18 protein-coding genes are annotated in these 23364 nt (G+C 54.0%); 6 read left to right on the top strand and 12 right to left on the bottom strand.

The genetic code is table 11. From position 1 onward, the window contains the following. Window positions 1–20 precede the first annotated feature (20 nt). The gene (locus FHW17_RS19000) at window positions 21–1169 is read left to right on the top strand and encodes a hypothetical protein (RefSeq protein WP_182510568.1); all 1149 of its coding nucleotides are present in this window, start codon (window positions 21–23) and stop codon (window positions 1167–1169) included. Between the two features lie 2 nt (window positions 1170–1171). Here the strand turns inward: FHW17_RS19000 and FHW17_RS19005 are convergent, their stop codons facing one another. Then, window positions 1172–1984: a helix-turn-helix transcriptional regulator gene (locus FHW17_RS19005; protein WP_182510569.1), complete on the bottom strand. Its 813-nt coding sequence runs from the start codon at window positions 1982–1984 to the stop codon at window positions 1172–1174. Window positions 1985–2025: 41 nt separating this feature from the next. Beyond that, the gene (locus FHW17_RS19010; protein ID WP_210275960.1) at window positions 2026–3039 is read right to left on the bottom strand and encodes an agmatine deiminase family protein; all 1014 of its coding nucleotides are present in this window, start codon (window positions 3037–3039) and stop codon (window positions 2026–2028) included. 124 nt (window positions 3040–3163) lie between these two features. Here FHW17_RS19010 and FHW17_RS19015 point away from each other — a divergent pair, with 124 nt between their 5' ends. Next, window positions 3164–4060, top strand: a complete 897-nt coding sequence (locus FHW17_RS19015; protein WP_182510570.1) for a LysR substrate-binding domain-containing protein — start codon at window positions 3164–3166, stop codon at window positions 4058–4060. Here FHW17_RS19015 and aguB read toward each other — a convergent pair. The 7 genes from aguB to FHW17_RS19050 form a co-directional block, all read right to left on the bottom strand. Then, window positions 4057–4938, bottom strand: coding sequence for an N-carbamoylputrescine amidase (gene aguB / locus FHW17_RS19020; protein ID WP_182510571.1), 882 nt, complete (start codon window positions 4936–4938; stop codon window positions 4057–4059). The two genes, FHW17_RS19015 and aguB, sit on opposite strands and share 4 nt — an antisense overlap. Before the next feature lie 18 nt (window positions 4939–4956). Next, complete coding sequence (locus FHW17_RS19025; RefSeq protein ID WP_182510572.1) at window positions 4957–6345, bottom strand: aminotransferase; 1389 nt, start codon at window positions 6343–6345, stop codon at window positions 4957–4959. Between the two features lie 49 nt (window positions 6346–6394). Then, complete coding sequence (locus FHW17_RS19030; RefSeq protein WP_112528333.1) at window positions 6395–7420, bottom strand: extracellular solute-binding protein; 1026 nt, start codon at window positions 7418–7420, stop codon at window positions 6395–6397. Window positions 7421–7447: 27 nt separating this feature from the next. Then, complete coding sequence (locus FHW17_RS19035; RefSeq protein ID WP_210275961.1) at window positions 7448–8248, bottom strand: ABC transporter permease; 801 nt, start codon at window positions 8246–8248, stop codon at window positions 7448–7450. 3 nt (window positions 8249–8251) lie between these two features. After that, window positions 8252–9169 carry an ABC transporter permease gene (locus tag FHW17_RS19040; protein WP_112528337.1) on the bottom strand — a complete coding sequence of 306 codons (918 nt, stop codon included), beginning with the start codon at window positions 9167–9169 and terminating at the stop codon, window positions 8252–8254. Next, window positions 9166–10347 carry an ABC transporter ATP-binding protein gene (locus tag FHW17_RS19045; protein WP_182510573.1) on the bottom strand — a complete coding sequence of 394 codons (1182 nt, stop codon included), beginning with the start codon at window positions 10345–10347 and terminating at the stop codon, window positions 9166–9168. The genes FHW17_RS19040 and FHW17_RS19045 overlap by 4 nt, the downstream gene beginning before the upstream one ends. Before the next feature lie 216 nt (window positions 10348–10563). Next, window positions 10564–11583: an agmatine deiminase family protein gene (locus FHW17_RS19050; protein WP_246706915.1), complete on the bottom strand. Its 1020-nt coding sequence runs from the start codon at window positions 11581–11583 to the stop codon at window positions 10564–10566. Window positions 11584–12130: 547 nt separating this feature from the next. Between FHW17_RS19050 and FHW17_RS19055 the strand changes: the two genes are divergently transcribed. Further along, window positions 12131–12781, top strand: coding sequence for a glutathione S-transferase family protein (locus FHW17_RS19055; RefSeq protein WP_112528341.1), 651 nt, complete (start codon window positions 12131–12133; stop codon window positions 12779–12781). 36 nt (window positions 12782–12817) lie between these two features. Here FHW17_RS19055 and FHW17_RS19060 read toward each other — a convergent pair whose 3' ends face one another. Together FHW17_RS19060 and FHW17_RS19065 are read right to left on the bottom strand one after the other, a co-directional pair. Next, entirely contained in the window at window positions 12818–15892 is a 3075-nt protein-coding gene (locus tag FHW17_RS19060; RefSeq protein WP_112528343.1) for an efflux RND transporter permease subunit, read from the bottom strand. 9 nt (window positions 15893–15901) lie between these two features. After that, a complete protein-coding gene (locus FHW17_RS19065) occupies window positions 15902–17035 on the bottom strand; it encodes an efflux RND transporter periplasmic adaptor subunit (protein WP_112528345.1) in 1134 nt (377 codons plus the stop codon). A gap of 882 nt (window positions 17036–17917) precedes the next feature. Between FHW17_RS19065 and FHW17_RS19070 the strand changes: the two genes are divergently transcribed. Together FHW17_RS19070 and FHW17_RS19075 are read left to right on the top strand one after the other, a co-directional pair. Continuing rightward, window positions 17918–18394, top strand: coding sequence for a type VI secretion system tube protein Hcp (locus FHW17_RS19070; RefSeq protein ID WP_113262909.1), 477 nt, complete (start codon window positions 17918–17920; stop codon window positions 18392–18394). Window positions 18395–18629: 235 nt separating this feature from the next. Next, complete coding sequence (locus tag FHW17_RS19075) at window positions 18630–19613, top strand: Dyp-type peroxidase (protein ID WP_112528380.1); 984 nt, start codon at window positions 18630–18632, stop codon at window positions 19611–19613. Between the two features lie 101 nt (window positions 19614–19714). Here FHW17_RS19075 and FHW17_RS19080 read toward each other — a convergent pair whose 3' ends face one another. Beyond that, the gene (locus tag FHW17_RS19080) at window positions 19715–20167 is read right to left on the bottom strand and encodes an Lrp/AsnC family transcriptional regulator (RefSeq protein ID WP_112528382.1); all 453 of its coding nucleotides are present in this window, start codon (window positions 20165–20167) and stop codon (window positions 19715–19717) included. Window positions 20168–20289: 122 nt separating this feature from the next. On the opposite strand from FHW17_RS19080, the gene FHW17_RS19085 reads away from it, so the two are divergent. After that, window positions 20290–23343: an aminotransferase class III-fold pyridoxal phosphate-dependent enzyme gene (locus FHW17_RS19085; protein ID WP_182510574.1), complete on the top strand. Its 3054-nt coding sequence runs from the start codon at window positions 20290–20292 to the stop codon at window positions 23341–23343. The last annotated feature ends 21 nt before the right edge of the window (window positions 23344–23364 follow it).

Raw genomic sequence — 23364 nt, forward strand, 5'->3', positions numbered from 1 at the left:
AGCCATCAGAAGGATTTGGCATGATAGAACCGACGCTTGCGCAGGTTATTGAACTGATTGGCCTGATTTATCAAGCTGCCCACAATCCTGAACAATGGAACCCAGCGGTCAAGACGATACGCGAATTTCTGGACAGCCCCAGCATACCCGTCACCAATCACTCCATATACAAGCTGGCAAGCAATGCCTTTTCAGCCAATCCGGGCCACGGCTATTTCCCGAATTACAGCAATGATCTCGACCGGTCTCAAATCGCCAGCAACTTGTCTTCCAACAGGGCCCCCGAGAACCTCTCCTCCGGCACGAACGTCTTTGATATCAGCCAATATAGCCGCCGCGACTTTGGCAAGACGCGGGTAAAATCGCACAATCCCCATGCTAGATCATACGATGACCGTACGACTGACAACGCGATGCTGATTGATATAACGCGCAATGCCAAACCCGACACATGCAACTACAAGGATGTTGAAATTTTTGAGCTGCTGGTTCCGCATTTCGAGCGGGCAAGCCTGATCAACAAGCAGATAAAAATCGCAAACGCATTGCGTTCTACATTTTCACGTCTGTCTTTCGGCATGATGCTGGTTACTCCAGATCTGCGCATTCTTGAAATCAATGATATTGCCAAAGCATGGCTCACAACCGATGAGACTGCCTTGACGCTGCGAGATGGATTTCTTGCAGCCAAGCCCGATATTCTTCGGCCACTGCGAAAACTGATTGCCGAAACCTGTGGATACGGCGTGGTTGGCGGGGCGACCGGCTCAGCAGGACGAATTGTATTGGAACGACGTTCAGAAACCGGGGCGGGAGCCGATTGTGTTCTGGAAGTTGCGCCAGCGTTCGATGCATCAGTCGCAGCAGGCACTAACGGATACTGCGCGACGGTCGTCCTGAAGAAGATACATATGGGGAATTCGGAAGGTCTGAACGAACATATCCGGGCTGTTTTCAAGCTGACCCCATCCGAAGCCAGATTGGCCTGTCTGATTGCGTCAGGTCTTTCTTTGAAAGACGCAGCAAAAATGACAAATCTGAAGAACTCCACGGCGCGCGCTTATGTGGAGCGGCTGTTTCACAAGACCGGCACGCATCAGCAAAGCCAATTGGTTGCGCTACTCAAGAATACCGCGCCTGCTCTTATCAGGTCCGAGTTGCCGGACTAAATTTATGAAAGCGTCATTGTAGCCGCTTCCGCCTCTGTTGGCGCTGCTGCCTGTGCGCCAATAAACTTGCAGAACAACTCACCCTGTGAGGAGATTTTCAGTTTGGCGTAAATGCGTTTGCGATGAACCTTGATTGTTTCCGGGCTGTTGCCGAGCAAACGGGCAATGGATTTTGTTGAATGCCCTTTCAGCATCAATCGAACGATCTCAGCTTCACGGGTACTCAATCTCGTGGTGCCAAAGCGGTCAAACACCAGTCCCATATCGGGAAAAGCCTGATTGCCAGGAACATCGAGATTGGGCCAATGTTTGTGGCACAGTGCCGCGATGACGGGCAACAATGCATCCAGTTGCGCAGTTGCCTCTGGAGGACAATGCACGTCGGAGTAGCGCTGCCCAAGGGACAGAGCAATGCTGGTGCCGTTTCCGGCACCAACAAAAATGGTCACTTCATCACGCAGACCAATCTCTGAATAAAAGATTTTGTAATACTCGGTTGTTTTAAAATCATCCGGCGCACACTCCTCAAGGCTGACGACACGATTGCCGATATCGGACTTGAAGAGTCCATAAAACGGGTCAAGCAAATAGGCGTGGCTCAGATAAGGACCAACTGTGCGCCGCGTCGCTTCGGCATCCAGATTGGAATAGAGCTGACGTGGCGGCAAATCTTGGGAGAATACCGAAATAAAAATGCTGTCAAAATTGAACACGCTCAGACATAGATTGCCAAGCATCTCTGGAAAGTCGCTGGTGCCAACCGCAGTCACTGCATTGGCTATATAGGTCATCTGGCTGGTCGTGGAATGGTCCATTCGATTGCTCCAGTTGATACTTTCCTGCCCGGCAAGCGCACTCATGCGGGTTCTTGTTGCGTAATACAGTGAATGCCGCCACCGCCGATGGCAATGGAGTCGATCCGCACTTCACGCACACGGCGTTCCGGGAAGAGTGACCGGAAGATGCCCCGCACGAGCGTATCGGAGGCAACACCGTAAACGGGCATGACCACACCGCCATTGACCAGATATGAATTGACATAGGAACGGCAGAACTTTGGATGATCGGACGGCGCCTCGACAGCTTCGGGTACCGTTACAATCCTGATCCGTCGTCCTTTGGCATCCGTCTGACCTTCCATTGCGTCAAGGTTCTTCTGGATATAGTCATTCCATTCGCTCGGTTCGGTGCCGGGACTTTCCATCAGAACAACACCGGGAGCGACGAAAACGGCAATGCCATCAACATGGCCATCAGTTTCGTTTTCCAGAGGATTGCCGGGCAACCAGATTACCTTCTCACCGCCAAGCATCTCCATCAACTCATTCTCAATTGCCTCTTTGGTCCAATCGGGATTGCGGTTGATATTGGGAAAGCAAGTCTCGGTCGTGATGATTGTCCCCTCGCCGTCAACGCTGACACCGCCGCCTTCCGCGACAAGGTTTGACGTGAATGACTTCACGTCAGCCACATCGCAAACGGTGGCCGAGAATGTCGCATCGCCATCATGGGGATGATATTTTCCGCCCCAGGCATTGAAGCGGAATTGCGTGCCGGCCCGCTGGCCATTGGCATTGCGCAGAAAGCACGGACCAGCATCGCGCGCCCAACTGTCATTGATATCGGCCTTGATGATATCAATATTGTCGTCAAGAATGGCCCGCGCCCCGGCATAATCTTCGGGACGAACGGACATCGTCACCGGCTCGAATTCGCGGATTGCATGGGCCACTGCCGCATAGTCGCGTCTGGTGGCATCAATATCAGTCCATATCTCTGTGCGGCATGGCCACATCATCCAGGTACGTTTGTGTTCGGCCCATTCGGGGGGCATTTTAAAGCCTGCCTGGCGTGGCGTCTGGTTGGTCACTGGCGCTTCCTTTGAATAGAAATTTCTCATCAATTAAATTGGTCTTGATGCTCTATCTCTAGTTAATCCGAGGATTTTCTGTTATTCAAACGCGAAATTCTCAGCTATTCCATGAGAGATATTCATGCATTCCACCTATCGAAATCTACCTCTAGGCGCTTTGGTCGGCTTTGAAGCGGCAGCCAGACTGGAGAGTTTTTCATTGGCGGCAATCGAATTGAATATGACTCAGTCTGCGGTGAGCCATCAGATCAAAGCGCTCGAAAATCAGCTGGGACAGCAGCTGTTTCACAGAATTAACCGCAAGGTGGAGCTAACCGATGCCGGGCGGGATCTGCGAGGAACCGCAGCTTCAGCATTGGAAACACTCCGCCTTGGCATCAGACGATTGGATTTCTACACCAAGCCCGGATCGATTGTGATCATGATGCCTCATGCTTTTGCAACCGGCTGGTACATGCCGCGCGTTGCGACCCTTATTCACGACTTGCCGAATATCGAGCCGTGGCTGGTGACTTCGGACTCCGAACCCGATGTCACGCATTCCGAGATTGATTTTGCGATCGCGCGCGGACGCGGCAGTTGGGATGGGCTTGTTGCTATCAGGCTATTCGGCGATGAGCTGAGGCCAATGTGCTCGCCGGACTTGCGGCGGCGGTTGCCTGATATCGTTACCCCGCGCACCTTGCAGGACTTCCCATTGCTGCATCACGAGGAGGAGGAAGACTGGCAGAACTGGTTCGTTGCCGCCGGCGTTATAAGGCCCGGTTTCGTCAAAGGGCTTAATTTCTCAGATTCCGGCATGGTGCTCGATGCCGCCGCCCGCGGTCTTGGAATTTGTCTCGGCAGCATGCGCCTTGCGGCCGAGCGGCTTAAGAACGGCGATCTGGTAACCCTTGGCAATGGAGTACCTTCCAGCCGCTCCTACTATCTCCTGGCACACCCGCGCAACCTGAAACGCCCCGGAGTTACAGAGCTGTGGGACTGGTTCATAGCGCAGGCAGACGCCCCTGACCTTTAGCGCTCGATGATGCTTTGCCCGTCCAGCGTCCGCAGTGCGGTGTACATTTCCGGTCGGCGATCCCGAAACACGCCCCAGGCACGGCGATAGGCCTCGATCTCATCCAGATCGAATTTGGCTGTGAGATAAGTCTCATCGACTTTATTGGTTTCGGCAATCTTTTCCCCAATATGATCGGCGATAAATGAACTGCCGTAAAATGTTGTCGATGTCTCCCCCTCTATCTCCGTCCCGATCCTGTTGGATGCAACCAGTGGCACGATATTCGCCGCTGCGTGACCCTGCATAGTCCTCTGCCAATGGCCAGATGAATCAAGCGTTGTGTTTAACGGCTCGCTGCCGATGGCTGTCGGAAAAAGCAGAAGTTCGGCACCTTTCAGAACAAGCGATCGGGCAGTCTCGGGAAACCACTGATCCCAGCAGATGCCGCATCCAATACGCGCAAACTTGGTCTGGATGGCACGAAAACCCGTATCGCCGGGGCTGAAATAGAACTTTTCCTGATATCCGAGTGCCTGCGGAATATGTGTCTTGCGATAGTTCCACAATATCTCGCCGTCAGCATCAATGATTGCCAGCGAATTATAATAAGCCGCCCCTGACCGTTCAAAATAGGAAATCGGCAGTACGACCCCCAGCTGCTTCGCCAGAACCCGAAAATGGGCGACCCCCTGATTATCCGCCAAAGGTCGCGCAAGATCGAAGTGATCAAGCCGCTGCTCAAGGCAAAAATACGGGGTCTGAAAAAGCTCCTGAAGCAGGATGATCTGTGCCCCGTCTTCGGCGGCAAGCCGAACGAGATCTTCGGCCCGTTGGATATTATCATCGATATCGTCACTGCATGCCATCTGGGTCGCAGCAACCGTCAGTTTTCGCATCTGTCTCTCCTTTAGCGATTAACGCGCTGCCATGAAATCTTTGATCGCATCTGCTATCGCCACAACAATCGTATCGCACTGCGCGCGATCAATAATCAGCGGCGGTGATACAATGATGCGACTACCGACCGGGCGCACAATAACGCCGCGTTCAATGCATCCCATGAAGATGCGCTCGGCTGCGTTTTCAGATGCAGGAAGTGGGGCTTTGGTTGCCTTATCAGCGACCAGATCGATCCCAAGCATCAGACCGCGACCGCGCACGTCCCCGACAATGTCCAAATCCAGAAGCTGCTTTGCAGCTTCCTGCAGATGAGCGCCCGTGCTCGCTGCATTCGCAAGCAGTCCCTCGCGCTCCATGATCTCGATGTTTTTCAGCGCCGCAGCACAGGCAACCGGATGGCCAAAATAGGTCAAACCCATGGAGAACACTCCGCCTTCACATTGAGGGCGGCTGATCACGTCGTAAACCTCATCGGAGATCAGCGTGGCCCCAAGCGGGATGTAACCCGAGGTGATCCCCTTGGCGCATACGATGATGTCAGGCTGATAGTTATAGACCGATGCTGAGGCAAACCATTCGCCCAGACGGCCAAAGGCCGTTACAACCTCATCAGCAATGTAGAGAACGTCATAGCGATTGCAGATCTCACGCATCCGCAGATGATATCCCGCAGGCGCCACAAGTACCCCGCCCGCGCCCATAATGGGCTCCGCGATAAACGCGGCTACATGGTTGGGACCGAGCTGTAAAACCCTGTTTTCGAACTCATTGACGAGGAAGTCGCAATAGGCCTCCTCTGTCATACCTGACGGTTTGGCATAAAGATCAGCGGCGGAAACATGATGGATGAAATCCTCACCAACCTGATTGAAGCCATACTTCGTTCCGTGAATACCGGTCAGACTGGCCGCAATATACGTACCGCCGTGATAGCCATTGTTGCGGGAAATGATCTTGCGCTTGAAGGGCATGCCTTTCATGGCAAAATAGTATTGCGCAATGCGCACGGCCATCTCGTTGGCCGTCGAGCCGCCACAGGAATAATAGACGTGATTGAGCGAGCCCGGAGCAAGTTCCGCCAACCGCGCTCCAAGTTCAGCCGCCGGTATGTTTGAGGATGCACCAAAGGGATTGTAATACTGCATATCGATGATCTGGCGCGACACGGCATCGGCCATTTCCGCCCGTCCGTGGCCAATGTTTACGCACCAGAGCCCGGCAATACCATCAAGAAACGTGCGCCCTTGAGTATCGGTCACATACATTCCCTGAGCTTTTTCGATGATCTGGCTACCGCTTTCGGCAAAGGTCGAAAAGTCGGTATAGGGATGCAAAACGTGATCCCGGTCTTTCTCCCATGACGTTCTGTCATTGGAGCGGCTAAGGTTTGATACAGCAGTCATTTGTTTCTCCAAAAGTCGGGGCCAACATGACCCCGGAGAGTGGGTCAGCTCAGTTCAGCAGTTTGGTCCAGACGCGATCATAAAGTTTGGTCGAGGCCGGGCTGCAATTTGGAATGAACTCAGGCGCTGGCGTGCCCGCCGGAGGCGCCAGCTCCGGCGCAGTTGCCAGTTTCGGGTCCACAAATTTTTCCGAACCCTTGATGCCATTGGAATAGCGGGCATAGGTACTGACCATCGCCGCATTTTCCGGGTCCATCATGAAGTTGATGAATGTCTTTGCATTCTCAATATCCGGTGCGCCTTTGGGAACGGCCAGATTATCCATCCAACCTGTGAACCCCTCCTTGGGATAAACATAGACAAGCGAAGGCTTTTCATCCCTCGCACGCATGGCGTAACCATTCCACGCCATTGAAGCGACGGCTTCACCGGAAACCAGCGGTTCCTTGAACTCCGAATTATAGCTTTTCACCCACTGCTTTTGTGTCTCAAGCAGCTCAAGCACCTTCTTCATATCTTCAGGGTTTTCATTGCAACGCGGCAGGTTCAGATAACGCAGCGCAATGTTGATCACTTCATTGACGTCGCGCATCATGTTGATCCTGCCCCTCACCTCAGCAGGAGGATTGAACAGTACGCCCAGAGTGTTGATATCGCCTTTGACAACCGCGCTGTCGACCATGAAGCTCGTCGATCCCCACGCCCATGGCGCAGAATATTGACGCCCGCTATCCCAATAAACATTGCGCCAGCGTTCATCGACGTTGGCGTAATTTGGCATCGTATTGACATCGATCTTTTCGAGCATGTTTTCGCTGATCATCAGCTGTATGTTTGGGTCCCCAGCCACAACAATGTCATAGCCACCTGCCCCAGCGCGTAGCTTGGCCAGCATAGTCTCCATGGAGTCGAACGTGTCGACATGAACCTTGACGTCGAATGCTTTTTCGAATTTGGCCACCAGATCCGGCGGTGTGTATTCACCATAGGTGTAGATGAACAAATCTCCGGCTGCGAACGCTGGCGAGGCCCATGCGATTGCTGCCGTTGTGAGTAAAATGGAATTCAATTTCATGGCATTTGTTCTCCCTTTTTATGAAGCTCATGAATTCTTGCTGGTACGCCCAAGGACACCCGCGATTGCCAAAAGCACGATCGAACCGACAAGCATCATGGTGGAAATGGCGTTCACCTCAGGCGTAATGCCCAACCGCAACATGCCGTAAATATGCAGGGGTAACGTCGTCGAGCCAGGTCCCGCGACCAGCGCGGTGATGATGAAATCATCAAGCGAGATAATGAATGCCAGCAACCAGCCAGACACGAGGCCGGGAGCCAATAGCGGCAATGTTATGCGCCAGAATGCCCGGATTGGGGATGCATAGAGATCGGCAGCAGCCGCGTTGAGCGTTGCATCCATTCCTTCCAACCGAGCCCGTATCGGCAGATAGGCAAACGGAATACAGAAGACGATATGGGCAATGAGAATTGTACTGAACCCAAGGCGGACGCCCAACGATACAAAGAACACAAGAGATGCGACGGCTGTTACAATTTCCGGCACCATCAGCGGAAATGTCAGTGTGGCATAGGCAAGCGTCTCACCTTTGAACCGTCTGTTGACGGTGGCCATTGCAGCGCCGAGCGCAAGCACCGTCGAAACCGATGCGGCTATGGTCGCGATGGTGAGGGAATTCATCGCCGCAGCCTTTATGCCGCTATTGCCAAACACGGTGATGTACCAGCGGAATGAAAACCCGCTCCACTGGCTCACCGAACGTCCATCATTGAAGGAATAGACACAGAGAAACAGGATCGGCAGATAGAGAAACAGGACGCCTGCAACTGCAATTGAACCAAAACCGGAAAATGCGCGGATGTCTTTCATACGAGCGTTAGCCATCGCCTAGTACCCCGTATTCTTGCGCGCGGATCGCCGCGCCATCCAGATCAGTACAACCAAGGTGACTGTAAGCAGGATCATTGAAAGTGCAGCGCCAAACGGCCAATTGTGAGCACCCTGAAACTGCGTCCCGATCAGATTGCCGATCATCAGCGTCTTGCCACCCCCGAGAATATCGGGCGCGAGATAGGAGCCAATCGATGGAATGAAAACGAGCAGACTTCCGGCGATCAAACCGGGGCGCATCACTGGCAAAACGATTTTAAAGAAGGCCACCCGGCGCGAGGCATAAAGATCGTAAGCTGCTTCCAGCAATCGGAAATCAAATCGCTCAAATGCCGAATAGAGCGGCAGAACCATAAAGGGCAAAAAGCTGTAGACCAGTCCCAAGCCTATGGCAAAATTGTTATAGCTTAGCGGCAACGGATTGTTTGTGAGCCCGGCCATCATGATAACCTTATTGAGCGGACCGTCGTCCCGCAGGATGAAAAGCAGCGCGATCGTCCGGATCAAAAGGTTCACCCAATAGGGCACCGTAATCAGAAAGATCCATATCGGCTTCGTGCGCTCGGATCGTGTGGCAATGAAATAAGCTGTTGGCACGCTGATCATGAGGCAGAGGACAGTGCAGATTGCCGCCTGAAACACCGACCGCCACAGGATCACCAGATAATCAGCCGAGAATTGAAGGCTTCCGTCCACGAAATCCCGTTCGAACAGGATCTGAAGATATCCCTCAACCGAGAAATTCCAGACTACTCCGCCGTAGCGGGCGGGCTCGAGAAACGAATAGACAAACACAATCGCGACCGGAGCAATCATGAATATGGTGATGACGCCGACAGCAGGCAGCAAAAGCCCAGTAAAAGCCAGTCGCTTCGAAACACGCAATGGGGATCGCAACCCGGCTTGTGCTGTCATGTTGTCAGCACCTTTGCTGCATTTGGCTCAAATCCCAAAAACACGCTGTCCCCCGGCGCAAAATCCTGAAGGCCACGAAGCCCTCCGCGCGGCGAACGCACGGTCAATGTTTGCTCACCCGCACGCAGATGATACTCGACTGCATTGCCAAGATAGGTGCGATCAAAAATAGCAGCCGGACCAAGACCACACTGCCCGCGCACCGCTGAAAGCGCTATACGCTCGGGGCGTATGGAGAGCGTCACTTCTTGTCCGGGTTGCAGAGCCGCACTGCAATTCAGATTCACAGAACCAAGGCCCGCAAGTCCAAACTCGACCGATGCACCGTCAATGCGATTGACTGTTGCGCAGAGCAAATTGGACTCACCAATGAAATCAGCCACAAAGCGGCTTTGCGGCTGTTCGTAGATTTCTTCCGGCGTACCGACCTGTTGGAGGCGACCATCACTGAGCACCGCTACACGATCACTCATTGCAAGGGCCTCTTCCTGATCGTGCGTCACAAAAATGAAAGTGATCCCGGTTTCACGCTGAAGTGCTTTCAGCTCCAACCGCATTTTCTGCCGCAGTTTCAAATCAAGCGCGGAAAGCGGTTCGTCGAGCAGCAGCAATTTAGGTTGTGGCGCCAAGGCACGGGCCAATGCAACGCGCTGACGCTGACCACCCGAGAGATGATCCGGCTTGCGATCCGCATAATCAGTCATGCTTACCAGGGCCAGCATCCTATCAACGATGCTGTTAAGCTCGGATTTTGGCCGACCAAGCATTTCCAACCCAAAAGCAATATTGCGACGCACGGTCATATGAGGGAACAGGGCATATTGCTGGAAAACGGTATTCACCGGCCTTGCTTCGGGCGGTAACAAACTCACATCCTGACCAAAGATCCGGCACGTTCCCTCGGTCATGGCTTCGAAGCCGCCAAGGATACGCAGAAGTGTTGTTTTCCCACACCCTGATGGCCCCAACAGAGTGAAGAACTCATTGGAGCGAATTGTCAGATTGATATCTTTCAGTGCCTGAAAAGCTTGCGGTGTTGATGGATTGTAGACTTTCTGAAGGTCCGTTACCTCGGCTGCAATCTGAATTGCAGGTGCGGTCTCACCGCTGCTTCGCTCTACGCGTACCGGTGCATCCGACCCCAGCGCCGTATTACGACGGAAAGCGGCTATTACCATCAGGAACATACCTCCTCGAAGTAGACGCCTTCCCCATTATTATTGATGGCGTCTTGAGTAGTATGCGACCGACCTCACTGCGACGTGAGTCACCCAGTTGGGGTATGCCGTCCTGTCCTGATATAACCGAGTAAGCTCGGGTTCCGGTATCCTCTCATGCGAACAGATACCGGAACCTGATTTCAACGAAAACGAACAAAACAGACGTATCAGAGCTTATGCAGGCTGTTGCTGTGTCGTGCAGTGAATGCCACCGCCCCCAGCCGCAATCGCATCGATATTCAATTGAACGATCTCGCGGTTGGGCAAGGCATCTTTCAATGCATCACGGCAGTAACGATCAGCCTTTGCATCACCAAATTCAGGCACGATGACTGCGCCGTTGCACAGATAGAAATTGATGTAACCGGCAGCGAACTCCTTGTTCTCATATTGCGAGCGCACGCTGCCTGGTCCCGGTATGACAATGATCTTGAGCTTCTGCCCAGCGCCATCAGTGGCATCCTTGAGGATTTCGAGATGCCGTTTCGTGACCGCGTGATCATAGGAGGACGGATCATTATCAAGTCCAGCAACAACGACACCGGGACTGATGAAACGGGCGTAGAAATCCGTATGACCATCAGTGATGTCTTTGCCTTTAATCCCCGGCAACCAGATGATCTTCTTGAGCCCCAGAAGGCGGCTCAGTTCAGCCTCGCACTGTTCCTTGCTGACACCAGGATTACGGTTCTTGTTCAGCACACAGCTCTCCGTAATGATGGCTGTTCCCTTGCCATCCACTTCGATACCGCCACCTTCAAGGATGAGCTTGGTGCGCAGTGTTTCCACGTTCGCCTTGTCTGTGACGAACTCCGCCACTTCAGCGTCGCCGTCGTGTTCCTGCTTGTTGCCCCAGCCGTTGAAGTTGAAATCAACGCCAGCCAGTTTGCCCGCGCTGTTCTTGACGAACACTGGGCCGGTGTCGCGCATCCACAAATCATCAATCTCGTGGACGAACAAGTTAACCGCAGAACCGCAGAGGCGCTCTGCTGTTTCATGATCCTCTTCGCGCACAAGCATATTCACTTGCTCATGGGCAGAAATGGCTTTTGCAATCAACGCCAGATTGTTCTGCGCTCCACGCATGAGTTTCTTGCCCCAGACATCTTCACTGGGCCCAAAAGCCATCCATGTCGCCGTATGCGGATCACCCTCATCAGGCATATGCCAATCACTATCAGCGGCGAATGCCATCGTTGTGCTCCTACCAATTGCACTGGCAAGCATGATGCCAGAGGTTGCTTTGAGAATATTGCGGCGGGTTATCATGAGTGACCTCGATTTACGTGTACTGAGAATGGGGATGAATTGGATTTATGCCGATCCAACTGTCCACAGATGCGCAGGCTGCTATCGTCAATACTGACCGATGGCTGTTGTTTGGCAACACGATCTAATCTTTCTTCTGATAGCATATCGCGATACGTATTGCCTATTAGGCTTCCGCTATTGACTGAACTCCGGCTCAGCTTTCGTATTAATGCGATAAAAGCGCGTTGAACCAATTTGGAACTAAAACGCGTTGCCTTTGGTATAAACATCCAGTCAACATCGTGCGAACAATTTCCTGCTAGATACAGCTGGTGGCGCAATGTTGTTAGTACCCCAAACGCGTTACTGCCGTTTTCGACAATCGCCATCACCTGCACATGAACTGGCCCGGAAGATTATCTCGCGCATGAAGTGTCGGAATTTCGTTTAACCATTCGTCTTCAAGACAGACAAGCAATGGAGAATAGCGATGACTATCACAATTACCGCGTTTGAACGCTCGCCCGATAGGGGCCAAGGTCTGGCGCGTGACATGCGTGTCCGCTGGGCCCTTGAGGAAGTGGGCCAGCCCTATGACGTCCGTCTTGTTTCATTCAAGGCGATGAAAGAGCCCGCACATCTGGCACTACACCCGTTCGGGCAGATTCCAACCTATGAAGAAGGCGATCTTGCTCTGTTCGAGTCTGGAGCAATCGTGTTCCATATTGCACAGCGCTATCCGGGCCTCTTGCCTGATGATGCCAATGGCCGGGCACGCGCAATCGCGTGGATGTTTGCTGCTGTTGGTACGGTGGAGGCACCGATTATTGAGCGTCAAGTTGCCAAGTTTGCAGAGGGCGACAGGAGCTGGAGCGCACAGCGCATACCCCTCATTGATGATCGTATTCGTGAGCGTTTGGCAGAGCTTTCCGCCCGGCTTGGCAATACCGAGTGGCTCGATGGCGCTTTCAGCGCCGGGGACCTGATGATGGTGCATGTGCTGCTCAGGTTAAGAATATCAGGGATACTAGACGAGTATCCAAATCTATCTGCCTATGTCGCGCGCGGCGAAGCACGCCCCGCATATAAGCGTGCTTTCGCCGCTCAGCTGATGGTGTTCACCGCCGCATCAACCGGATGAAAAATAACGCCTCCAGCACTTCAGGATAATCCCGCATCAATGCGCGGGAGCCGGCTCTGCTTCTGATGCATCCTGCTTGCGGTGATCCTCGGCCAGCAGCATGTAAACCGCAGGCACCACAAAGAGCGTGAACAATGTGCCGATGGCCAGTCCGGTGGCGATCACCAACCCCATGTTAAAGCGAGCAGCTGCACCCGCTCCGCTGGCCAGAATGAGCGGCACCACACCCAGAACCATAGCGCCGGTTGTCATCAGAATCGGACGCAACCGGATACCGCAGGCACCTTCGACCGCCTCGCGCTTCGATTTTCCAGATGCTTGCAGCGTGTTGGCGACCTCAACGATGAGAATGCCATGCTTGCTGATCAGTCCCATCAGGGTAACCAATCCAACCTGAGTATAGATGTTCATCGTTGCGCCGCCGATGCCAAGGCTAATGAAGGCGAGCGCACCTGCAATCGACATGGGCACTGATACGAGAATGATCAGCGGATCGCGGAAACTGTTGAACTGTGCCGACAGCGCCAGAAAAACGATAATCAGCGCGAGGGCGAACGTGGTCGCCATACCACTGGATTCCTGCACGAACTGGCGCGACTGGCCGCCATAGTCGACCGTGTAGCCCTGTGGCAGTGTGCGTGCCGCAATCGACTTGAGAGTGTCCAGAGCATCACCGACGGCAACGCCTGGCGCCGGCACGCCAGCGATAGTGGCAGAGTTCAATTGCTGGAAATGCGCAACCGAACGCGGGGTCGCCTGGAGTTTCACCGTAGCAATCGCTGACAGCGGGATTTTTGCACCATTCACGCTTGCGATCGGATAGTTCATGATCTGATCGATAGTCTGGCGTGACCGCTGCTCCACCTGCGGAATAACCTGATAGGAGCGGTTATCGATGCTGAAATAATTGACATAGCCGCCGCCCAGCATAGATGCGAGCGCCGCACCCACACTGCTCATGGAGAGGCCAAGTGACGATGCTTTGCTGCGGTCGATCTGGATCGAATATTGCGGATTGTCGATGTTAAGATCCTTCGTCAGGAAGACAAACAATCCGGACTTCTGTGCTTCCTGCAGAAATGTATTGGACACATCGTTAAGCTGATCGAAGCTTCCCGTGCTACCGATGGCGAACTGCACTGGCAGACCGCTGGCACCCGGCAGTGGCGGTATCTGGAAGACCACCGCTTGACCTCCAGCGATTTTTGCCATTTCAGCCTGCACCAGTGGCTGCAGGTCATTCGCTGTCCTTTTGCGTTGGTCCCATGGCTTCAGCACCATGCCCTCAAACGATGTGCCCGGCGCTTCCACCTGCAGAGTCTTGTCAGTTTCCGGAAAACTGCGGAATATCTTGGAGACCTGATCCGAATTGAGCACCTTCTGCTCAAGCGTTGCATTGGGCGCATTGGTCACCTGCGCTCCAAGGAAGCCCTGATCTTCATTTGGAGCAAGCTCGTTCTTGGCGCTGGCATAAAGGAAGTAAATACTGCCGAGGATGATCGCCGCGAATAACAGCGTCACCGGTACCGTATTCAGACTACCATGCAGGATGCGCACATAGGGCCGATGGATCTCCGAGAAACGGCGATCGATGAAATCCGAGATACGCTCCTCCCAACCACTGCGGTCGGTCAGATGCGGTTTAAGAATACGCGAGCACATCATCGGCGTCAGGGTCAGTGCGATGATCATGGAGACGGTTACAGCGCCAACCAGAGTGAAAGCGAATTCTGTAAAAAGGGCACCAGTCAGGCCGCCCTGAAAGCCGATCGGCACATAGACGGCGATCAGCACGACGGTCATGGCAAGGATCGGCCCAACCAACTCGTGCGCGGCAGCCAACGCCGCCTGCATCGGCGGCGCACCTTCCTCGATGTGACGGTTGACGTTTTCCACCACAATGATGGCGTCGTCGACCACAAGGCCGATGGCCAGCACCAAAGCAAGCAATGTCAGAAGGTTTATGGAAAAGCCGAAGACCAGCATCATGGCGAAGGTACCAACCAGCGATAGTGGTATGGCGACGATAGGAATTGCGACCGAGCGCGGCGAACCGAGAAACGCGAACACCACGAAGATGACGATCACCAAGGCCTCGACCAGACTTTTCACAACCTCGTCAATCGACGTCGTGACGAAGGTGCTGGAATCGTAGACGATGTAGCCCTCTAGCCCCTGCGGCAGCTGCGCCTGAATGCCGGGAAACACCGCACGCACACCCGCGATCACATCAAGCAGATTTGCCGTCGGCGCGATCTGGATGCCGATGAAGACACCCGTCTGCGCGTCAAACCCAACCTGAACGTCGGGGTTCTGCGATCCGAGCGCAACAGTGGCAACATCCTTCAAGCGTACGATAGTACTGCCAATCTGCTTGACCACCATTTCATTGAATTCGTCGGCCGAATGCAGATCGGTCTGCGCAGTGAGCACCGTCTGGGTCATCTGGCTGCGCGTGGTGCCAATACCGGAGATGTAGTTGTTATCAGAAAGTGCAGCTCGAACGTCGCCAGCGGTTAGTCCATAGGCGGCCAGCTTGTCGGGTTTCAGCCAGGCCCTCAATGCGAATGTTCTTCCGCCGAGGATTTCGGCTGTCTGAACACCGGTGACTGTTTGCAATTTGGGTTGGACCACGCGCGACAGATAGTCGGTGATCTGGTTACTCGCCAGAACATCGCTGCGGAAACCGATATACATTGCATCGATTGTCTGACCGACGGAAACCGACATGGTGGGCTGTTGCGTGCCCGACGGCAGTTGATTGATGACCGACGACACCTTCGCGTTTATTTCGGTCATTGCCGCGTCCGCCTCATAATTCAGGCGCAGATTCACGGTGATGACTGACGTACCGCTGGTACTCGTCGAAGTCATGTAGTCGATGCCATTGGCTTGCGCGATGGCGTTTTCGAGCGGCGTGGTGATGAAGCCGGCAATGACGTCGGGTGCAGCGCCCGAATATACGGTGGTCACTGTGACAACGGCATTCTGGGTTTGGGGGTATTGGCGCACCGTCAGGGAGCGGAACGACTGGTAGCCGATCACGATAATTAACGCACTCACCACCAGGGCCAGAACCGGGCGCCGAATGAAGATGTCGGTGATATTCATCGCCACGCCTCAGTTGGGGTTTGCAGGGTCTGCATCGGGATTGTTCGACGGCTGCACCGCGTTATTGATAATTACCGGCGAACCATTGCTCAGTTTCAGCTGACCAGAGGTTACTACGACCTCACCCGCGCTCACCCCCTTGGTCACTGCGATCTGATCGCCGCGCGCCAGTCCAGTGGTGACAAACTTCTGATCGGCTACCAGTTGCGGTTTTCCATCTGGGCCGTTGCCCTTGTCGGTCACCACATAGACGACATTGCCATAGGGATTAATGGTGACAGCGGTCTGCGGCAGGGCGATATAGTTTTGCGGCTCACCGACGACCACAGATACATTGCCGAACATACCGGGCAATAGCTTGTGATCGGGATTGGCGAAGCTTGCCCGGAGCGTGAGATTGCGGCTCTGGCTGTCCACCAGAGGGCTGATTGCCGTGATCTTGCCGGAGAAGGTTTGACTGGCGTAAGCGTCGACTGTTGCGGTCACCGCCTGCCCAACTTTCACCTGTGATAGAGCCTGCTGCGGCATCGAGAAATCAAACTGGATCGGATCGAGCGACTGCAATGTCACAACAGCGGTGCCCGCGGCCAGATATTGGCCGAGGCTAACCAGCTTGACGCCAAGACGCCCATCGAAAGGCGCGCGTATCGAATATTGATCGATCAATGCCTGCTGCGCTGCGGCCTGTGCCTGCGCAGCCTTCAAGGTCGCCAAATCGCCGTCGACCTGACTTTGGGGAATGGTCCTCGTCTTGATCAACTGGGAGTCGCGATCATAGGTGATCTGCGCATTGGCCGCCGACGCCTGGTATTGTTGCAGCGTAGCGATCTGCTGATCAGCAAGCAGTTGCACCACCAGATCGCCCTTCTTGGCGTCCTGCCCATCCTGAAAGCCAATCGCCTGTACGATGCCTTGCACCTGAGCGGAAAGACTGGCGCCCTCAACAGCATTGAAGCTACCGACAGATTGCAAGGTCGTCTGCCATGGGCTCATCGCCGCCGTCATTGTGGAAACAGTCTGTGGTGGCGCTTTGAGGTTAGCCAGATACGCCGCGATCATACGGTTTTTGAATGCCTGAAAGCCAAAAATCCCGCCCAGGATCAGGCCTATGACGATCAGCATGATCACCATGCGTTTTATCATGACTACAAACTCCACTCTTCAGGCACGGGCTGGTAGCCGATCGGAATGATATCGGCACTACTGGCGCGTCTCGCAGAAAACGTCGTCCCGCAGGCGCGGCCGCGAGTGAACCGCCGCTTGCATGGCAATCGATAGGGATATGGATTGACTGGGTCGAGTAGGAAGATGTTCGCGTAAAGAAAGACACAAAAGAGCGACATCTCACATCGGCTAAGGATGACATAGGTTCCTTAGCGATTGAAGTCGGCAGTGCCCAGGACCAGTTGAACGTCATTGGCAGGCCTCGTGTCTGATCGAGCACAATTAGGCTCCACCATCGTCACGATAACTTAATTGCCGTGCCCGGTCCATATTGAAGAATGTTAAATAACGGTAACAATGATATCGAAGCAGGTGCGGGTCGAAACAGGATTTGCTTCCCCGCACACGATACCGCGACCTGCCAGAAAATGATGGATCACGCAGCAAAAGAGATGCAAGAAATAATCTACTTATACAAAATACCGCGTATGTGAGCCTCGGTCATATCGAGTTTCAAGCCGATTTCCTTCAGAAGATCATTCTGCTCCATTTCATCGCCTGCTCCTGCCTCGCATACGTCTCGTGCCAGAGTTAAGAAACTCTCACTGCCGATATGTAAATAATCACAGAATAAACCCACAATTGAACTATACGCATTTCACATTCGCAAATGTCCACGCTCCGCTAAACCCAGTCTTTAAACGGCAAACTCTGGTGCGTCATAGACAAGCAAACCGATTTAACTTGGCGAGTAGAATGCTTTGAGAATACGTGCTAACCAAGTTGTTGATAGCTATTTCTAGGGAGCAACGATTGCCCCTATGAACCATATCGGTACACAGGCTTTGGAGGAGATTAACAATGCCGATTTACTTGCAGATTGACGGAATCAAGGGTGATGCGACCCAGGAAACGCATAAACAGTGGATGGACATCGAAGCCATTCATTTTAACGTGGGCCGTAGAATGAGCACCTCGGCTGGTTCGGCAGCGAACCGCGAAGCATCTGAACCAACGATCAGCGAAGTTGTCCTGACCAAGGTCAGTGATTCTTCTTCAACAAAGCTGTTTCAGGAAGCCGTTTCCGGCAGCGCAGGAAAGCTTGCAACCATTCATCTGGTTACAACGGGCAATCCCGGCCAGACCTATATCGAATACAAGCTCACCAACACATTGATCGCCAACTATTCGATCGATTCCAATGGTGATCGTCCGGTTGAAACCGTGCGTCTGAACTTCACCAAGCTGGAAGTGAAGTACACACCATACGATGCAAACCAGAGCCCGCAGTCGCCAATGATTGCTTCTTACGATCTCGCCACAACGCGCGCTGCGTAAAGACAGACACGAGAAAGCGGAGCGGACCTGTGTCCGCTTCGCTTTTTCAATGCAAAAATCATTAGGCCGTCACTGAATAGACGTTGTTCAACTATTCATCAAAGGCGATGGATCAATCCCTAGCTCTTCAAAAGGTAGATAGAAGTCTTCTTTGTCATTGGCACTCCATGCGTAGTGCAATTATCGGAATTTCTTGATAATCAGACCCGCTAAACAAGAAAGCGGAGAGTCTTGGATGTCAGACAAGAGTTGGGACAGAGTGCCAATCGACGCGCAGAGTATCGACGCACCATTGTCACAGGCGGCAGTCTTTCTTGTAGCCACCGTTGCGGGCGATCCCACCGCTCTTGCAAAAACGTTCTCGGTGCTCGGTGGACTTGACGATCTCGTCAAAACGGTTGGGTTCCGCGATCTATCCGGCAGATTGTCATGCATTGCCGGGATCGGCAGCAATCTGTGGGATCGTCTCCAGTCAGAGTTACGGCCACAGGAACTAAGACCGTTTGCGTCCATTGCGGGGCCGGTTCATACGGCGCCGTCGACACCGGGCGATCTTCTCTTTCATATCCGGTCCGAACGTCCCGATTTGTGCTTTGAGTTTGAACGTATTTTACTCAATAGCCTTGGCGATGCCGTGAGCGTCATCGATGAAGTTTCAGGCTTTCGCTATTTCGACGCACGTGACCTGCTTGGCTTTGTCGACGGAACGGCCAACCCGACCGGTCTCGACCTGCCGGAAGCAGCACTTGTCGGCGATGAAGATTTCAAGTTCGCCGGGGGCAGCTATGTTGTTGTTCAAAAATATCTGCATGATCTCAATGCCTGGGGGCGAACGCCAACGCCTGTTCAGGAGGCGATCATCGGTCGCACAAAGATCGACAATATCGAAATCGATGATGATGACGCGCCGCGCAAGTCGCACAAGTCTCTGGCAACTATTGTCGATGCCGACGGGGTTGAACACGACATCCTGCGTGACAACATGCCATTCGGCCGACCGGGGCAAAAAGAATTCGGAACCTACTTTATTGGCTACACCCGGCATCTTTGGGTGATCGAGAAGATGCTGGAGCGAATGTTTGTCGGTGATCCGCCCGGAGCTTACGACAGGTTGCTTGATTTCTCGACGCCGCAAACCGGTACTACCTTCTTCGCACCGACGCGACCAACACTGCAGTTGCTTGCTCAAATGGTGCAAGAGAAGCTTACGGCCACTTGATCGTCAGATACACTATCGCGCTAAAACCAACAGGAATGAGCAAAGCCATGCTCTAACCATATGAATGCGCATTTCTGCGATCGAAGTGAAGGGCTACACAATTATAAGCCTGTCTCACCACCAAGCCGGTCGATATCGCGGCGCAGGATGATGGATGTTGTCACGTCATCCACCTCATCCAGCAATGCCACCTTGTTGCGGATCGTGTTGAGCTGGTTCATCGAGGACACTTCAACCTCGACAATCAGGTCAAGCTGACCACTGACCGATGAAACACGCCGCACTTCCGGATAGGCGGCAAGCTGGTCCAGCACGCCGAGTGCCGGGGTACGCACCAGACTGATAAGCAGGTAGGCGCTAATCACGCCTTCATTCAATTGCCCGATGTCGGCACGATAGCCTCTGATGACACCGGACTTTTCCAGAAAGAGAATACGCTCGCTGGTGGCACTTCTCGACAGGCCAATCTTGCCCGCCAGAGTCTTGAGCGGAATTTTGGCGTCCCGGGAAAGAATGCTCAGGATGTTCCTGTCCTTGTCATCGAGTTCCTTCATTGCTGTTTTCTTCCCCCCGACCAAATGCCGGTTCAGACCGTCCCGGTGACGGCCAAACCGGCAGATTAACGGATGCCCGATTTTTAGCTCCATGCCAAGCTCTGGAGAAAAGGAGCTGATGCATGATCAATTTATCCCATCCTGCGCCGTCATTCTCTGATGCGGAAGCACTTGGCATCGCCCGGGATCATTTTGGCATTGAAGGCCGGATCAGCTCTCTTGCCAGCGAGCGCGATCAGAACTTTCGGATTGATGCCAGTGACGGCTCAATCTGGATTCTGAAGGCCGTCAATTCCAGCGAACCGAAAGACCAGAGTGATTTCCAGACGGCGCTGCTGCATCATCTCGAAGCCAATTCGCCCGGCCTGCCCGTTCCCCGTTTGCGACGCTCGTTGCAGGGACAGGTGCTGGTGCCGGTCCAGTCTCAATCGGGCGAGCAGCATTTCATTCGCATGGTTTCGTGGCAGGACGGTGAGCCTCTGGCTGAATGCAAGCGTACGCCGGAGGTCCTGCAAAGCCTAGGCCAGATGCTAGGCCGACTGGACCGGGCGATGCAGGGTTTCATACATCCCGGTGCACTCAGGACATTTGACTGGGATATCCGGGCAGCGGGACTATCCCGGCAGCGCCTCAAATATATCGATGATACCAATGATCGCGCATTGCTTGGCCGCTTCATCAAACGGTTTGATGCCCATGTGGAGCCGCGTCTGCCCACAATGCGCTCGGCAATCATCCACAATGATGCCAATGACTGGAACGTGCTTGTCGATACGAAAAATCCGACACGCATTGCCGGCCTCATCGATTTTGGCGATGCGCTGCATAGCGTCCTGATTGCCGAAGTGGCAGTTGCCTGTGCCTATTCCATACTTGATCTGGAGGACCCGATTGGCGCGGCTGCATCCATCGTCGCGGGTTTTCATGCGGAATATCCATTGCAGGAACAGGAAGTGGAACTGCTGTTCGATCTGATCGCCATGCGGCTGGTGACAAGTGTGACGCTGTCTGCCCAACGCAAGGAAAAAACTGATGACAATCCCTATCTTGCCATAAGCGAGGCACCCGCCTGGGCATTGCTGCGACGCCTTGATGCAATAAATCCGGGCTTTGCCACCGCGATTTTCCGCCATGCCTGCGGCTTCGATGCTTCATCCGGGGCAAAAGCGATTGCCGGATGGATCAGGCATAACAGCAGCACGTTTGCACCGGTACTTGCCGCGCATCCCGCTACGCTCGCCAAAGCACTGGTCCCCTATGGTGATCCGAAAAACGCTATGACTGTCTGGTCCGCATCGCAGGAGCCCGAAAGGGCAACGGATTGGTGGGATAGCTATTGCAGGGAAAATGACGTTGCACTCGGAATTGGTCCATGGGGTGAAGAGCGTTCAGTCTATACCGGGCCCATGTTCGAATCCCGGTTTGTTGCCGGCGAGCGGCGAACGCGCCACCTCGGTCTTGACCTGTTCATGCCAGCGGGCACGAAACTATTCACCCCCATTGCCGCAACCGTGGCCGAAGTGCTCATTGAACCTGATCCGCTTGGCTATGGTTGCCTGATCAAACTGCTCCACGAACCGGAAGGATGTCCACCTTTTGCAACGCTTTGGGGTCATCTGGCGCACGAGACTTTGACACGGCTGCATCAGGGCGATGTTCTTGCAGCGGGAGATCTTGTCGGGGAAATGGGTGCGCCCGCCGAAAATGGCGGCTGGGCTCCGCATCTCCACCTGCAATTGTCTGTCGACACAGCGCTCTCGGCAACGGACATACTTGGCGTCGGTGAGGCACGCTATCTGCCCGTCTGGGCCGAGCTTTTCCCAGATCCGGCCGATTTTATCGGCTTGCCGCGCGAGACATTCCATCAGACCGGGCAAAGCAGGCAAGAGATCATGGCCGCACGCAAATCAACGCTTCTGCCAAACCTCTCGATTTCCTATGCCGAGCCGATCAAGTTCGTGCGCGGAGAAGGCGTATGGCTGATTGATGATCACGGCCGGGCCTATCTCGATTGCTTCAACAATGTCTGCCATCTCGGTCATGCACACCCGGATGTGGTCAGTGCGCTGTCCGCGCAGGCGGGATTGCTCAACACCAATACGCGCTATCTGCACGACAATATCGTCTCCTATGCCGAACGGCTGACTGCAACGCTGCCCGGCGATCTCAAAGTCGCGACCTTTGCCTGCACCGGCAGCGAGGCCAACAGCCTGATGCTGCGAATGATGCGCGCCCATACGGGCCGCGAGGAGGCGATCGTTCTTGATTGGGCCTATCATGGCACGACACAGGAGTTGATTGATCTGAGCCCCTATAAATACAAGCGCAAAGGTGGCAAGGGTCGCAAACCGCATGTCTATGAAGCAATCATTCCTGACAGTTACCGCGCACCATCAGATTGGCCTCTGGAGGAAATTTCCAAACGCTATGCGGAGAACATCGCCGAACAGATCGAGTTGATGCGCAAGGCCGGTAAAGCGCCGGGCCTGTTTCTCGCGGAGTCGATCCCCAGCGTTGCGGGTCAGGTGTTCCTGCCCGATGGCTATCTCAAGCAAGTCTACGCCATGGTGCGTGCCGCGGGTGGGATCTGTGCCGCGGATGAGGTGCAGGTAGGGTTTGGCCGGGTCGGCAGCCACTGGTGGGCGTTCGAGACGCAAGGTGTCGTGCCGGATATTGTCACCATGGGTAAGCCCATCGGCAACGGCCACCCCCTAGCTGCGGTGGTGACGACACGCGAAATTGCCGACTCGTTCAACAATGGCATGGAATATTTCAATACATTCGGCGGCAACCCCGTGTCCTGCGCCGTTGGACTTGCGGTGCTTGATGTCATCGAGCGCGACAACCTCCGGCAGAATGCATTCGATATCGGCAACTATCTGCTCCAGAGGTTTGAAGCGATGAAAGCGCGCTACGACGTTATCGGAGATGTGCGCGGAAAAGGCCTGTTCCTTGGCATCGAACTGGTGACAAACCGCAAGACAAAACACCCGGCGACGGAGATCGCCCGCGCCATCAACAATGGTGCGAGACAACAGGGTGTGCTTATGGGCACGGAAGGCCCGCACGACAACATTTTGAAGCTGCGGCCACCGATGATTTTCAGCCGGGCTAATGCGGATCATCTCATCGACGTGTTGGAGGACACGTTCACCGCTGTCTTGTCGAACCAGTGATCGCAAAAGCGGAGAAGCCAA

It is taken from the genome of Phyllobacterium sp. P30BS-XVII (assembly GCF_014138335.1).
Classification (GTDB): domain Bacteria; phylum Pseudomonadota; class Alphaproteobacteria; order Rhizobiales; family Rhizobiaceae; genus Phyllobacterium; species Phyllobacterium meliloti.

What these genes read in the sequence shown, in the direction of transcription:
- FHW17_RS19000 (WP_182510568.1), top strand. Translation starts at nt 21, where the DNA reads ATGATAGAACCGACGCTTGCGCAGGTTATTGAACTGATTGGCCTGATT.
- FHW17_RS19005 (WP_182510569.1), bottom strand. Translation starts at nt 1,984, where the DNA reads ATGGACCATTCCACGACCAGCCAGATGACCTATATAGCCAATGCAGTG.
- FHW17_RS19015 (WP_182510570.1), top strand. Translation starts at nt 3,164, where the DNA reads ATGCATTCCACCTATCGAAATCTACCTCTAGGCGCTTTGGTCGGCTTT.
- aguB (WP_182510571.1), bottom strand. Translation starts at nt 4,938, where the DNA reads ATGCGAAAACTGACGGTTGCTGCGACCCAGATGGCATGCAGTGACGAT.
- FHW17_RS19025 (WP_182510572.1), bottom strand. Translation starts at nt 6,345, where the DNA reads ATGACTGCTGTATCAAACCTTAGCCGCTCCAATGACAGAACGTCATGG.
- FHW17_RS19030 (WP_112528333.1), bottom strand. Translation starts at nt 7,420, where the DNA reads ATGAAATTGAATTCCATTTTACTCACAACGGCAGCAATCGCATGGGCC.
- FHW17_RS19035 (WP_210275961.1), bottom strand. Translation starts at nt 8,248, where the DNA reads ATGGCTAACGCTCGTATGAAAGACATCCGCGCATTTTCCGGTTTTGGT.
- FHW17_RS19040 (WP_112528337.1), bottom strand. Translation starts at nt 9,169, where the DNA reads ATGACAGCACAAGCCGGGTTGCGATCCCCATTGCGTGTTTCGAAGCGA.
- FHW17_RS19045 (WP_182510573.1), bottom strand. Translation starts at nt 10,347, where the DNA reads ATGGTAATAGCCGCTTTCCGTCGTAATACGGCGCTGGGGTCGGATGCA.
- FHW17_RS19050 (WP_246706915.1), bottom strand. Translation starts at nt 11,583, where the DNA reads ATGGCATTCGCCGCTGATAGTGATTGGCATATGCCTGATGAGGGTGAT.
- FHW17_RS19055 (WP_112528341.1), top strand. Translation starts at nt 12,131, where the DNA reads ATGACTATCACAATTACCGCGTTTGAACGCTCGCCCGATAGGGGCCAA.
- FHW17_RS19060 (WP_112528343.1), bottom strand. Translation starts at nt 15,892, where the DNA reads ATGAATATCACCGACATCTTCATTCGGCGCCCGGTTCTGGCCCTGGTG.
- FHW17_RS19065 (WP_112528345.1), bottom strand. Translation starts at nt 17,035, where the DNA reads ATGATAAAACGCATGGTGATCATGCTGATCGTCATAGGCCTGATCCTG.
- FHW17_RS19070 (WP_113262909.1), top strand. Translation starts at nt 17,918, where the DNA reads ATGCCGATTTACTTGCAGATTGACGGAATCAAGGGTGATGCGACCCAG.
- FHW17_RS19075 (WP_112528380.1), top strand. Translation starts at nt 18,630, where the DNA reads ATGTCAGACAAGAGTTGGGACAGAGTGCCAATCGACGCGCAGAGTATC.
- FHW17_RS19080 (WP_112528382.1), bottom strand. Translation starts at nt 20,167, where the DNA reads ATGAAGGAACTCGATGACAAGGACAGGAACATCCTGAGCATTCTTTCC.
- FHW17_RS19085 (WP_182510574.1), top strand. Translation starts at nt 20,290, where the DNA reads ATGATCAATTTATCCCATCCTGCGCCGTCATTCTCTGATGCGGAAGCA.